This window comes from Streptomyces sp. NPDC041068 (genome assembly GCF_040647455.1).
Classification (GTDB): domain Bacteria; phylum Actinomycetota; class Actinomycetes; order Streptomycetales; family Streptomycetaceae; genus Streptomyces.
In genome coordinates, this window is record NZ_JBEZCG010000001.1 from 447929 (window position 1) to 461133 (window position 13205).

A 13205-nucleotide genomic window follows, 5' to 3' on the forward strand; every position below is an offset into this window, starting at 1 on the left:
GGCGGCCCTCGCACCGGAAGGTGCGAGGGCCGCCGCCTTCGGCAGTTCAGGGCTCGGAGGCTCGCGTTCCGCCGGGTGCCGCTCGGGCGAACGCTATTCGGTGCGCAGTGCCTCGGCCGTGCGCGCCCCGGCCGCCCAGCCCGCCGGGAACAGTGCGCCGAGGATCGCGATCACCACCCCGCCGAGGCCCAGCAGGAGGAGGTGGAGCGGGGCGTACACGTCGACGATCGGTGTCGGGAGAGTCGTGCCCACGGCGCGGCCCATCATCGGCATGACCAGGCCGTGCAGCGCGTACCCCGTCGGTACGCCGATCAGGCCGCCCATGGCGCCGATCGCGGTCACCGAGGAGAGTACGAGGCTCATGGTCTGCCGTGGTGACATGCCGAGCGCCTTGCAGACGCCCAGGTCGTGGATGCGTTCCTGGGTGTCGAGGACAACGGAGTTGAGTACGCCCAGGGCGGCCACGGAGATCAGCATGAGGGTGAGCAGCACCGCCATCGCGGACATGATGAGGAGGACGCCCTCCTGCCCGGAGGGGGTGTTGGTCGTGGCGTCGCCGCCGAGAGGCTGTACGACCGTGGCGAGCCTTCGGGCGTACTCGTCGGCGGAGACGCCGGGCTCCACGTCGACGAGGAACGTGCTCGGCTCGGCAGACGCGAAGTCGGCCATATCCGCGTGGATCTCCAGCTTGTCGCCCGAGGTGTCGAAGGACTCGCCCACGATTCGCAGGGCCGCGGTCTCCTTCTCGTACGTCACCCGCACCGTGTCACCGATCTCGGTACCGGTCCTTTCCAGGAAGCGTGTGGGTACGACGACCTGCCCGGCGCCGGTGATCCAGTGCCCGGAGATCATTTCGTAGCGGGCGGAGCGCGCGTCGCCCGCGTAGAGGCTTGCCCGGACCGAGCCGGAGATCCCGGCCACGGCCACTTCGGTCTCCGCCCTGGCGTAGTACGACCCTGTGCCCGCCTGCGACTTGATGGCAGACTGCACCTTCGCCGGGTCGGCAGGGGCGGGGCGTTCGGATGTGCTTGGCGCGCTGCCGTCCGCGGGAGACGGGCTTGCCGTTCCGGCCCCCACTGGCGGAGGCGGCGGGGGAGCGATGTTGATCGGCTTCGTCGTCGTGACCGTGACCGCGGCGCGGTTCTCGGGGTCCTGCGAGGTGCCGATCGCCGTCAGGGACGAGGTCAGCCCCACCGCGAAGGTAGCCGCGACCGTACCGAACGCCACCGCGAACAGCATGGCGAGCGTACGGACCGGATGCGTGAAGGGGGTGGCGAGACCATAGGTCACCGGTCGCGGCAGCGGCAGCAGCCCCATGGCCCGGTGCGCCCACAGTCCGCGCCCCGTGCGCGGCGACCGGCCGACCGCGATGGCCTCGACCGTACGCAGCCTTCCGGCCCGCAGCGCCGGAATCAGCGCCGCGAGACCCACGACGACCAGGGCGGCGGCAGCCACCGCGACGTCCACCCACCAGGCCACCGAGAGCGGGACGGAGCCGTACGCCTCCTCGGTGTCCGACAGGAGCGGCACCGCAAGGAGGTTTCCCAGGACGATCCCCACGGCGATGCCCACGCACCCCGGGATCAACGCCTGGGCCACGTAGGCGCGTACGACCTCACGGGGAGTGAAGCCGATGGCCTTGAGAATGCCGATCCTTCGCAGGCCTGCGCCGACCGCACCGCTGATCACGCTGCTCACGATGATCACCGACATCACGATGCCGAGTACGCCGAAGGCCATCACGAACGGGACGGTCGCCGCCGCACCTCGGTCAGCGGCGCGCTTGGTGTCCAGCCAGGACTGGATGCCGAGGAGCGCGTCGGGTCCCACGGCGGCGGCGAGCTTCTCCCGGGCGGCGAGGATCTGCCCCTTCGTGCTCGCGGAGCCGAAGCGGTACAGCATCTGACGCGTGACCGGGCCGCCCTCCGAAGCCAGCGCGTCGACCTGCGCGGGGATCGCCCAGGCGTCGGCGGTCCTGCCTGCGGACACGGCGAAGCCGACGATCGAGAGAGGACGGGCGTTCGTGGCGTCCGAAGTCCTGAGGGTGGCGCCGAGCCCGATGGCGGGGCCCTCGAACGAGGAGGCGAGCACGATCTCGCCCGGATGCCGAGCCCACCGACCGGACCTCAGATCCACACGGTCCACGTCGCCACCCGGACCGGACCGCCCGACCAGCGTCAGCGTCGGCATCCGGAAGCCCGCCCGATCCACCGGGCGCAACGTCGTGGACGGGTACGGCCCCGCGCTCGCGGTGACGCCGACCAGATGTCCGGTCTCCGCCAGCCGCGCCGGGCTCGCCCGGTCCGGATCGAACTGCGCGGTGATGTGCGGCCCTTGCTGCTTCCCGAAGGCGTGGTCGAAGGGCGCGGCCGCGGCGACCATCAGCGACCCGGCGACCACGGCCGAGGCCACGGCCATCAATGTGGCCACGGCGATCACCACGGTCCGCACCCGCCGTCGGCCGACCCCGGAGCGCACGACCCGGCCCAGCGCGCCGGTGCCGAACAGGCTCATCGGACGGCCCGCGCGGACGAGTCGAGGGCGACGCGACCGTCGACCAGGTGCACCGTGCGGCTCGCGCAGGCCTCCGCCAGCGCCGGGTCGTGCGTCACCAGCACGATGGTCTGTCCCGCGCGGTGCAGATCCATCAGCAGATCACGGACGTCGTGGCCCGAGGCGGTGTCGAGCGCACCGGTGGGCTCGTCGGCGAGCAGCAGCGCGGGCCAGTTGACCAACGCCCTGGCTACCGCGACCCGTTGGCGTTCGCCTCCGGACAGTCGGCCCGGGTAGGCGCGGGCATGCCTCTGGATGCCCAGCATCTCCATGAGCTCACCCGCGCGGGCCGCGGCCTTGCGTCGGCCGCTCCCGGTCAGCTGGGCCGGGAGCTGGATGTTGTCGGCGACGGTGAGGTCGTCGAGAAGATGGAAGAACTGGAAGGCCATGCCGATGTGCGAGCGACGGAACCGGGCGAGGGCGTGCTCGCTCAACCGGTCGATCCGTCGCCCGGCCACGATCACGGCGCCGTCGGTCGGTCTGTCCAGTCCCGCGACGAGGTTCAGGAGCGTGGACTTGCCGCTGCCGGAAGGGCCCGTCACGGCAACGGCCTCACCCTCGGCGACGCTGAGCGTGAGCGGTCCGAGCGCCGGCGCACCGGCACTGTCGTAGCGCTTCGTCACGCCCTTCAGTTCGATCACTGGATGCATACGAGGTGTCCGTCCTTGCGGTAGCGAGAGGCACAAGCCGTAGTCGGCCCGGTGAACCTAGAGGCGGCCGGGCGGCGGGCGCCTCGGCCGCGGAACCGACATCGGGCCCTTCCCGCGGAGGAATCGGCCGCGGAGTCCTACCTGAGGAGGAGGCCTCTGGGACAACTCCCTTGTCAGGCAGGCGGACGCGGGCCGGGCGGGGAGCGCAGCACAATGAGCGGATGGAGACGGACGACCGGCGCGGCCGGCATCAGCAGCTCATCGACGCCCTGCGCCCGGAGGCGGATTCGGCCCCGCTGTCGCGGCGAGCGGTGCGTGCCGATGTGGTGCTGGCGGTCGTGCTGACCGTCATCGCCCTGTTCGTGGCGGTCCACTATCCGGGCGAGGGGCCGGTGGACGTCAGCCCGCAGACCGACGTCGGGACCGGCGTTCCGGCCCCGCCCCCGCCGCCCGCCCCCGGTCACCAACCCGACCTCGGTCAGGCCCCCGACCCCGGTCACGCATCCGTGGCGGACGAGCCCTCCTCCGTGCCCTGGGCCCTTGTCGTCCTGTCGACGCTGCCGCTCGCGGCCCGGCGCCGGTATCCGCTGACCTTGTTCGTGGTGGTCTTCGGCGCGGCGCTGGCCATCGGCGGCTCCGCCTCGTGGATCACCGTCCTGGCCTGTGTCATCGGCGCCTACAGCGCCGTGGTGTACAGCCGCTACCGGATAACGGCGATCGCCGTCCTGGTGATCGCCGCCGCGCTGTCCGGCATCGCCTTCCGCAACGCGGATCCTGTGCTCCCGGGCTGGTCCAGCCCGGGATTCGTGCTCCTGGTGGCCGGGATGCTGGCCAGTCTGGTCCGCTTCCTGCAACTGCGCCTCGCGTCCAGCCGGGACCGGGTCGCGAAGCTGCAGGAGGATCAGGCGGAGGCCACGCGCCGGGCCGTGGAGGAGGAGCGTGCCCGCATCGCCGCCGAACTGCACGACGTCGTGACCCACAATGTCAGCGTGATGGTGATCCAGGCGGGCGCGGCCCGCAAGGTGATGGACACGGTGCCCGAGCAGTCGAAGGAGGCACTGCTGGCCGTCGAGGCGGGTGGCCGGGCCGCCATGGCCGAACTGCGCCATGTGATGGGCCTGTTGGCCGCCCCGGACGACGAGAGACCCGACGGCCTGGAACCCCAGCCCGGACTTGCGCAGCTCGACGCGCTGGTCGCACGGGTGCGCGCCGCCGGGACCGCCGTGGGCATCGACGTGTCGCTGCCGCCGGATCCGCTCCCGCCGGGGGTGGACCTCGCGGCGTATCGCGTCGTACAGGAGGCGCTGACCAACACGATCAAACACGCGCGTGGCGCCCGGGCGTTCGTGACCATCGGCTGCATCGGCGACTGTCTGGAGATCGAGGTCACGGACACCGGTGGCGGCGAGGGCGCCCCGCCGGTGGAGGGCAACGGCCGTGGCCATATGGGGCTGCGCGAGCGATTGGCCGTCTATCAGGGCGAGTTGACGGCCGGGCCGACGGGTGCCGGTGGCTATCGGGTCAGGGCCCGCATCCCGCGGAGCGCCGTATGACCGTGGAGCAGCCGCCGTTGCGCGCCGTCATCGCCGACGACCAGGCCCTCGTACGCACCGGTTTCAAGATGATCCTGTCCGCGGACGGCATCGACGTGACCGCCGAGGCCTCCGACGGGGCCGAGGCTGTCGCGGCGGTCCGCCGTACGCGCCCCGACGTCGTCCTCATGGACATCCGGATGCCGGAGATGGACGGCATCGAGGCCACCAGGCGCATCGTCGGCGAGGCCGGTCCGGACGGAACGCGGGTCATCATCCTCACCACATACGACCTCGACCACTACGTGTACGCCGCGCTCACGGCCGGCGCCAGCGGCTTCCTTCTCAAGGACGTCAGCCCCGAACACCTGGTCTCCGCCTTGCGGTTGGTGCGGACCGGCGATGCCCTCCTCGCGCCCACGATCACTCGTCGACTGATCGAACGCTTCGCGCCCCACGACGAACCGCGGACCGTCGCCCCGCACCGCGATCTGTCCGGCCTGACCCCGCGCGAGCTCGAGGTGCTCCGCCTGCTCGCGACGGGCCTCAGCAATGCCGAGCTGGCCTCCCGGCTGTTCCTCAGTCCGACCACGGTCAAGAGTCACGTCGGCCGCATCCTGTCGAAGCTGGACCTGCGCGACCGGGTCCAGGCCGTCGTGTTCGCCTACGAGACGGGGCTGATAGCGCCGGGCGGGGGTGCTTAGGGGTGGCCCGAAGATCGCCCGGTTCTTCCGGGGGGACCGGAGGGATCGGGGGGACCGGAGAGTGCGGAGAGCGCGAGGGGACCGGGGAGACCGGAGAGCGTGAGGGGACCGGGAAGTTGTCCATAGCACCAGGGCGCCTGTGGTCCCGTAACTTCTCGCTCTTCTTCGCCGCACGCGGTGTCGCCCGGCTCGGCGACATGATGGCCCCGGTGGCGCTGGCCGCCGGGCTGGTCCTGAGCGGATACGGGGCCGGGGTGGTGGGGGCCGTGCTGGCCAGCATGACGGCCTGCTTCGCCGGGTTCATCGTCTTCGGCGGGGTGATCGCCGACCGGGTGGACAGTCGGGCGCTGATGATCGGCGCGGATGTCGTACGCGTCGTCGTGCAGGTCGTCATGGCCGGGCTCTTCTTCACCGGCCACATCGTCGTCTGGCAGATCTGTCTGCTCTCCGCCGTCAACGGCGTCTGCGGCGCGCTCTTCCAGCCCGGCCTGGCCACCCTCATCCCGCGGATCGCCGCGGATGTGCAGGGGGCGAACGGAGCCATCCGCACCGTCGAGTCCCTGATGACCATGGCGGGCCCTGCGGTGGCCGGTGCGCTCGTGGGGCTGACCGAGCCGGGCGGGATCTTCCTCGCGTACGCCGTCACGTACCTGGCGAGTGCCGTCTGTCTGGCACTGCTGCGGCTCCCGGCGGCGGACAGCTCCGTGGCCGCGAAGGAGAACTTGGCGCGGACGTCCTTCCGGTCCGACCTGGTCCAGGGCTGGCAGGAGTTCCGGTCCCGTACCTGGCTCTGGGGCGTCATCGTGATCTGGATGGCCCTCATGCTCCTGTCCTGGGGGCCGATGGTCCCGCTGATCGCGACCGAGGTCGTCGCCGAGCACGGCCCCCGCACGCTCGGGCTCGTCAACTCGGCCATGGGCGCGGGCATGGTGGCCGGTGCGCTCGTCGCCATGCGGGTGCGGCCGGTGCGGCCACTGCGGGCCGGTTCCTTCGCGCTGCTGCTGTACTGGCTGCAGCCCGCGTCGGTGGCGCTCGGGCTTCCGGTGCCGCTGATCGCCGCGGGGCTCGCGGCCGCCGGTGCGGCCAACGCCTTCTGGGGTGTGATGTGGACGACCAGTGTCCTGACACAGGTGCCGACCGAGGTACGGAGCCGGGTGCACGCCTACGACGTGGCCGGATCGGTGGCGATGCTGCCCGTGGGCCAGGCCCTCGCGGGCCCCGCGTCGGAGATCTTCGGGGCGCGCGAAGTGCTGGGGTTCAGCGCGGTGATGTCGGTCGGCGTGGCGGTGGCGCTGCTGTCCGTGCCGGCGATACGCAACCTGCGCAAGGTGGAGGGGCGGGGCGCAACCGACCGTGTTCCGAACACGGTTGAGGAACCTGCCGGCAGGGAAATCCGATGAGCTCCATCAGGGGGGGGGCGACGCAAGCACCGTCCGACGAGGCCGAATGTGGGCCCTGGGTGTGCGGGCTGCCCCTACGGTGGCTGTTGCCCCGGGGCCGGTCGGCCCGATGGGCGTTGAACGGAGAAGTCGAATGCAAAAGGCGACGAGGAACAGCGAGGTATCGCACGGCATGAGCTTCACCCCCCGCACGCCCTGGCAGGACCGGTCCGTCGTCGTGACCGGCGGAACGCGCGGCATCGGACGTGGCATCGCGGAGCTCTTCGCCCGGCAGGGCGCGGCGGTGGCCCTCACGGGCCGGGATGCCGAGGCGGCCGGGAAGGTGGCCGACGACCTCGCCCGGACCACCGGGGGCCGGGTGTGCGGCCTGGGCGTCGACCTGCGCGACCCGGAGGCGATCGAGGCGATGGCGGCGGCGGTCGAACGCCGTCACGGACACCTCGACGTGCTGTGCGCGAACGCCGGGATCTTCCCCGAGAAACCGTTGCGCGAGATGACGGCCGCCGACATCGACGAGGTCCTTCAGGTCAACCTGCGCGGGTCGATGCTCGCGGTGCGGGCCTGTCTGCCCGCCATGGAACGGGCCGGCCACGGCCGTATCGTGCTCACCTCCTCGATCACGGGCCCGACCACCGGCTTCCCCGGCTGGTCCCACTACGGCGCGAGCAAGGCAGGCCAGCTCGGCTTCCTGCGCGGTGCGGCCCTGGAACTCGCCCCGCACCGCATCACCGTCAACGCCGTGCTGCCCGGCAACATCCGTACCGAGGGCCTGGACGCGATGGGCGAGGACTACCTGCGGCAGATGACGGCCTCCATTCCCCTGGGCAGACTCGGCGGGACCGCGGACATCGCCCAGGCTGCTCTCTTCCTCGCCTCCGACGAAGCCGCGTTCATCACCGGCCAGACCCTCACCATCGACGGCGGCCAGACCCTGCCGGAATCCCTCGACGCCCTCACCACGACCGGGTAGGCGCGGACGCCGCCAACCGATGCCCCCCTCACCATCCGATGCCCCCTCACCAACCGGTGAACAGCAGGTGGTTGAGCGCGAGGGCGAGCACGGCCTGCGCGGTCAGCCAGTACCGGCGGGCCGAGGGCGGCAGCAGGGCCGTGGCCGCGAGCAGGAACGTGGCGAAGGGCAACCAGATGCGCTCGGTTTCCGCCTTGCTCATGCCGGACAGGTCGGCGGCGGCGAGCGCGAGCAGGGCGGCCAGGACGAGCGTGGTCAGGCGGTCGGTGGTCGTGGTCCGTCCTGAGACCAGGTGCCGGACCGCGGCCGGCGCGGACGCCAGGGTCCTGCGGAGCCCGGCGACGCAGGCGAGGCCCACGACGAGCACCGTGCAGGCGAGGTTGGCCCACACGAAATAGCCGTACGGCCTGATGCCGCCCGCCCCTTGGTAGTAGCGCTCGACGAGCAGGTGGTACGCCTCCCACCAGTTGAAGCCCGCGAGGGTGAAGACGAGCGGCGCGAGGGCGAGTCCGGCCAGCAGGAGCGGGACCGGGCGCAGGGTGCGGGCGATGAGCAGGACGGCGGCGCAGACGACGGCGAAGAGGGTCAGGCCGTAGGAGAGGTAGCAGGTGAGGCCGAACAGGAGCCCGGAGCCCAGCGCCGCGGCGGCGGGGGAGCGGGTCGTGCGCGTCGCGGCCAGCGCGAGCAGGGCGACCGTCCAGGCGGTGACGGCGGCGAAGTAGCCGTCCGCGGAGGTGCCGACCCAGATCGCGGCGGGCGCGAGGGCGAGGAAGGGCGCGGCCCCGCGGGCGGTCGCCTCGTCGGCCAGCGCGCGCAGGGTGATCAGGACGGCGACCACCGCGGTACTGCCCGCGGTGATGCAGAAGGCCCCGGCCCAGGCGCCGCCGCCGAGCCCGATCCGGTCGAGGAGGACGAAGGTGAGGGTGGCGCCCGGCGGGTGCCCCGCGGTGTGGGCGGGCCAGTGATCGGGGGAGTCGATCAGGATGTGCCGGGTGAAGTCCCGCAGCGTCGCGGGGATGTCGTCGAAGCGGTCGATGACTTGGAGGTATTCGTACTTGGTGGTGAGCCGCCGCGCCACGCCGCGGTGCCAGCCGTCGATCAGGGCCAGTGACCAGATCCAGGCCAGGGATGTGCCCCAGGCGGCCAGGAGGAGCGATCGCCAGGGGAGCCTGGCGGCGAGGGAGGGGGCGTACACGACGACGACCGCGGCGACGGTGAGCGCCGCGGGGGTGCCCGGTCCGATGTGCGGGTCCCATCTGGCGTACAGCGGTGGCCAGTTGAGGTGCAGCGAGCCGTCAGCCCGCTCGATGCGGGTTCCGACGGCGATGGCCGCGGCGACGAGGAGGGCCCCGAATCCGGCAGCGGCCAGGTCGCGGCGGCTGCCAGTCCGTTCGGTGGTGCTGCCGGTGCGTTCTGTGGTGCTCACGTCTGCACGCTAGGCGGAGACCGGTCCCTGACAGGACGATCACGGCGGGACGTCAGTGTTTCGTCATGAGTCGCGGACCCGTCGCGGGCCGGTGTGCGGCATACGGTCGAGCCATGCCTTCCGCACCACGGAACACCTCCCCGGCCGCTCCTGGATTCTGGCGCAGTCCGCTGCGCGGCCCCTGGCTCACCTCGGTCCTCGGCGTCGTCCTGCTGGCCGGTCTGACGCTGCTGTTCGTCACCGGTCTGCTGTCGTACGCCGCGTACAACCCGAACCTGTCGCCGGTCAACGACAAGACCCCCGACAAGGGACTGCTCGGGTTCTACCTCTTCGACTGGCCCACCGACCCGCACTGGCTCTACCGCCTCAACCAGGGCCTGCACGTCACGGTCGGCATCACGCTGATCCCGGTGCTGCTCGCGAAGCTGTGGTCGGTGATCCCGAAGCTCTTCGCGCTGCCTCCGGCCCGCTCGGTCGGGCACGCCCTGGAGCGGTTGTCGCTGCTCCTGCTGGTCGGCGGCGCCCTGTTCGAGTTCGTCACCGGCGTGCTCAACGTCCAGTTGGAGTACCTCTTCCCGGGGTCCTTCTACCCGCTGCACTTCTACGGCGCCTGGGTGTTCTTCGGGGCCCTCGTGGCGCATGTCGTGCTGCGGCTGCCCACGGCGGTGCGTGTCCTGCGGGAGCAGGGGTTCCGAGCCCGACTGCGGGACCCGGCCCCCGAGCGTGACGAGGAAGGCGGCCTCGTGTCCCCGCGCCCCGCCGAGCCGACCGTGTCCCGGCGCGGGGCACTCGGCATGGTCGGTGCGGGCTCCGCCTTGTTGTTCGTGACGACGGCGGGCCAGAGCTTCGACGGCCCTCTGCGCCGCACCGCACTTTTCGCCCCGCACGGTGGCGCGGATCCGGGGAGCGGGCCGAACGGGTTCCAGATCAACAAGACGGCCGCGAAGGTGGGGGTCGGTCCCGTCGACATGGGGAAGGCCTGGCGCCTTGTCGTCGAAGGCCCCGGCGGTTCCGTCCGGCTCTCGCGGGACGACCTTATGCGACTTCCCTCGCACAGCGCGGCGTTGCCCATCGCCTGCGTCGAGGGGTGGTCGACGTCGGACCAGTGGTGGCGCGGGGTGCGCCTGCGGGACCTCGCCGCGATGGTCGGATACGACGAGGACACGGCGCCCGGTGTCTTCGTCGAGTCCCTGCAACGGCGCGGCGCGTTCCGCAAGGCCGCGCTGCGCGACAACCAGGTCCGCGATCCGCGTTCCCTGCTCGCCCTGCAGGTCAACGGCGAAGAGCTGTCGCCGGACCACGGCTATCCGGCACGGATCATCGTCCCGGCCGCGCCCGGCGTGCTCAACACCAAATGGGTGTCCCTTCTGACCTTCGGAGGACTGCGATGACCGCGCGTCGCGACGCCGGCATGACGAGCGGCTCCGGCAATACGAGCGGCTCCGCCATGACGAACGGCTCCGCCATGACGAACCGATTCCGGCGGTGGTACGGCGAGAGCCCGCTGCAACTTCTCGTCCTGCTCGCCTCGTTCGCGGTCGCGGGTTATGCCGGGGTGCGTCTGCTCGCGGACGACTGGCTGCTCGTCGCCGTCTGGTTCGTCGGCGCGGCGGTGGTGCACGATCTGCTGTTCGTGCCGCTGTACGCGCTGGCCGACCGTGCCCTGCGGGCCGCCGCCCGGCAGCAGTGGGTCTCGTTCCTCCGCGTACCTGCCTTCCTGTCCGGCCTGTTGCTGCTGGTCTGGTTCCCGCTGATCACCGGTCAGGTCGAGCGCTACGCGTCCTCGACGGGGCTGTCCGCGGGCGTGTTCCTCACCCGCTGGCTGCTCGTCACGGCCGCGCTGTTCGCGGCCGCCGCCCTGTGGCGGGTGGTGCGTACGGTGCGGGGGCGACGCAGCTCGAGGAAGCAGCGGCCCTCGGAGCTCCACTGATCGACGGGCTGCCAGCCGTGCCGACGGGCGTGGCGCAGCAGGGCGGTGGTCCCGAGCCGGGACCAGGGGAACGGTACGAACGGTTCGCCCGGTGAGCCCCGCCCGTCGTCCACGTACACCTCGACGCACTCGTCGACGTCCATCGGCGCGGTCTCGGCGATCAACAGGCCGCCGGGGGAGAGGAGTTCGGCGACGCGTGCGAGGAGCGCGGCGGGGTCGCCCCCGATGCCGACGTTGCCGTCGATGAGCAGTGCGGTACGCCAACGGCCCTCGCCCGGCAGCGGGTCGAAGACGGAGCGGAGCAGGGCCGCGCCGCCCAGCCGCAGCGTGTGCTCGACGGCTGCCTCGCTGACGTCGATGCCGAGGGCCCGGTCGCCGCGGGCCGCCAGAGCGGTGACCAGACGGCCGGGACCGCAGCCGATGTCGAGGACGCTGCCCTCGCAGCGGTCAAGCGCGGAGAGGTCCGCAGGTCCTGGCGCCGCGCACCAGCGTTCGATGTCCAGCGGGAGCAGCCAGCCGTCGCGACGGCGCAGGAAGAGCGGTCCGCGGCCGTTGCGCAGGGCGTTGGCGTACGGGTCCGTGCGCCAGGGAGCGGCCGCGGATCCGGTGGTGCGGGTGGCGGGCGGCACGGTGGTGCTCATCGGCCGCTCCCGGCGGGGGAGCCGGACGCGGCGGTGAGTCGGGTGAGCGCGGCGGCGAAACGGCCGCGGGGCGCTGCGGCGGCGACCAGCCCTGCGTCATCGGCGGTGTCCACGTCGCGCAGGCGGGGCAGGTCGCGCACGCGCAGCCCGGCATCGGTGAGCCGGGCCCGCTGAAGGGCCCCGGTGTCGGCTCTCGACATGGGGACGCCGCGCAGCAGTCCCGGGTCGGGCGCGGCCAGGCCGAGCGCCCAGAAGCCGCCGTCGACGGCGGGGCCGAACCAGGCGTCGCACTCCCGCCAGGCGTCGGAACCGAGCGCGGGCGCGAGGAGCGCGGGGGTGATCTGGGGGGTGTCCATGCCGACGAGGAGGGCAGGACCGGTGCAGGAGGCGAAGGCGGCGGCGAGCCGTTCGTCCAGGCCGCCGGCGCACTGCGGGATCACGTCGATGCCGGAAGGCAGCCAGGGGCCCGGTTTCCCTTCGAGCACCAGGACGCGGCGGGACGCGGGCGCCGCGCGCACCGTGGCGAGCGTGTCGGCGAGGGCCGCCGCGGCCAGTTCGGCCGCCTCCTGGGGGGAGTAGGGCGGGGTGAGGCGGGTCTTGACCCTGCCCGGCACGGGCTCCTTGGCGATGACGAGCAGAGTGGTGTTCGCGGTCATCACGTGCCCTCCGCCCGGATCGAGGCCGCGGCCCGTGGCGGCTCCGCAAGGACCGCTCGCATGTCGCGCACCGCGTGCCAGGTCCCCCGCCATGTCCCGGTGACCTTCGATTTCCCGGTGCGCGGCAGGTAGGGGACGTCGCGTTCCTCGATGCGCCAGCCCGCGTCGGCAGCGCGCACCACCATCTGCAGCGGATAGCCGCTGCGCCGGTCCGTGAGCCCGAGCCCGAGCAGGGCCTCGCGCCGGGCCGCCCGCATCGGGCCGAGGTCGTGCAGACGCAGGCCCGTGCGGCGCCGCAGCATCCTGGCCAGCGCCACATTGCCCGCGCGGGCGTGCGCGGGCCAGGCGCCGTGTTCCTGGGGGCGGCGCCGTCCGAGGACCATCTCGGCCGCTCCGTCCGCCACATCGCGTACGAAAGGACGCAGCAGTCCGGGATCGAGTGAGGCGTCGCAGTCGCAGAAGCACACGACGTCCGCGTCGGACGCCAGGAGGCCGGCGTGGCAGGCGGCACCGAAGCCGCGCCGCGGCTCGTGCACGACCGTGGCGCCGAGGGAGCGCGCGATGTCCGCCGAGCCGTCGGTGGAGCCGTTGTCGACGACGACGGCCCGCCAGCCCTGGGGAACGCGTTCCAGGACCCAGGGCAGCGCCGCGGCCTCGTCGAGACAGGGCAGGACGACATCGACCCGGACGGCGCGTACGCCAGGCGCGTCAGGATCTGCTGAAGGGGAGAGGGGCATGCCGCT

11 protein-coding genes are annotated in these 13205 nt (G+C 72.4%); 5 read left to right on the top strand and 6 right to left on the bottom strand.

The features are described from left to right. Positions 1 to 93: 93 nt before the first annotated feature. Both AB0B50_RS01700 and AB0B50_RS01705 read right to left on the bottom strand, forming a co-directional pair. Entirely contained in the window at positions 94 to 2514 is a 2421-nt protein-coding gene (locus AB0B50_RS01700; protein WP_362323901.1) for an FtsX-like permease family protein, read from the bottom strand. Continuing rightward, positions 2511 to 3203, bottom strand: a complete 693-nt coding sequence (locus tag AB0B50_RS01705) for an ABC transporter ATP-binding protein (protein WP_362323903.1) — start codon at positions 3201 to 3203, stop codon at positions 2511 to 2513. The genes AB0B50_RS01700 and AB0B50_RS01705 overlap by 4 nt, the downstream gene beginning before the upstream one ends. A gap of 221 nt (positions 3204 to 3424) precedes the next feature. On the opposite strand from AB0B50_RS01705, the gene AB0B50_RS01710 reads away from it, so the two are divergent. The 4 genes from AB0B50_RS01710 to fabG all read left to right on the top strand — a co-directional run bounded on the left by AB0B50_RS01710 (position 3425) and on the right by fabG (position 7809). Next, a complete protein-coding gene (locus AB0B50_RS01710) occupies positions 3425 to 4756 on the top strand; it encodes a histidine kinase (protein WP_362323905.1) in 1332 nt (443 codons plus the stop codon). Next, entirely contained in the window at positions 4753 to 5439 is a 687-nt protein-coding gene (locus tag AB0B50_RS01715; protein ID WP_362323908.1) for a response regulator transcription factor, read from the top strand. The genes AB0B50_RS01710 and AB0B50_RS01715 overlap by 4 nt, the downstream gene beginning before the upstream one ends. A 197-nt stretch (positions 5440 to 5636) precedes the next feature. Then, positions 5637 to 6839, top strand: coding sequence for an MFS transporter (locus AB0B50_RS01720; protein ID WP_362325016.1), 1203 nt, complete (start codon positions 5637 to 5639; stop codon positions 6837 to 6839). A 172-nt stretch (positions 6840 to 7011) separates the two neighbouring features. After that, entirely contained in the window at positions 7012 to 7809 is a 798-nt protein-coding gene (fabG, locus tag AB0B50_RS01725) for a 3-oxoacyl-ACP reductase FabG (RefSeq protein ID WP_362323910.1), read from the top strand. Positions 7810 to 7855: 46 nt separating this feature from the next. On the opposite strand, the gene AB0B50_RS01730 is transcribed toward fabG, so the two are convergent. Then, positions 7856 to 9235, bottom strand: a complete 1380-nt coding sequence (locus AB0B50_RS01730; RefSeq protein WP_362323913.1) for a hypothetical protein — start codon at positions 9233 to 9235, stop codon at positions 7856 to 7858. A 113-nt stretch (positions 9236 to 9348) separates the two neighbouring features. Here AB0B50_RS01730 and AB0B50_RS01735 point away from each other — a divergent pair, with 113 nt between their 5' ends. Then, positions 9349 to 10626 carry a molybdopterin-dependent oxidoreductase gene (locus AB0B50_RS01735; protein ID WP_362323915.1) on the top strand — a complete coding sequence of 426 codons (1278 nt, stop codon included), beginning with the start codon at positions 9349 to 9351 and terminating at the stop codon, positions 10624 to 10626. Between the two features lie 382 nt (positions 10627 to 11008). Here the strand turns inward: AB0B50_RS01735 and AB0B50_RS01740 are convergent, their stop codons facing one another. Genes AB0B50_RS01740 through AB0B50_RS01750 form a run of 3 tightly spaced genes read right to left on the bottom strand, consistent with a single transcriptional unit; the run spans position 11009 to position 13199 of the window. Next, positions 11009 to 11806: a methyltransferase domain-containing protein gene (locus AB0B50_RS01740; protein ID WP_362323917.1), complete on the bottom strand. Its 798-nt coding sequence runs from the start codon at positions 11804 to 11806 to the stop codon at positions 11009 to 11011. Beyond that, a complete protein-coding gene (locus tag AB0B50_RS01745; protein WP_362323919.1) occupies positions 11803 to 12462 on the bottom strand; it encodes a DUF2064 domain-containing protein in 660 nt (219 codons plus the stop codon). The genes AB0B50_RS01740 and AB0B50_RS01745 overlap by 4 nt, the downstream gene beginning before the upstream one ends. Then, the gene (locus AB0B50_RS01750) at positions 12462 to 13199 is read right to left on the bottom strand and encodes a glycosyltransferase family 2 protein (RefSeq protein ID WP_362323921.1); all 738 of its coding nucleotides are present in this window, start codon (positions 13197 to 13199) and stop codon (positions 12462 to 12464) included. The genes AB0B50_RS01745 and AB0B50_RS01750 overlap by 1 nt, the downstream gene beginning before the upstream one ends. Between the last annotated feature and the right edge of the window lie 6 nt (positions 13200 to 13205).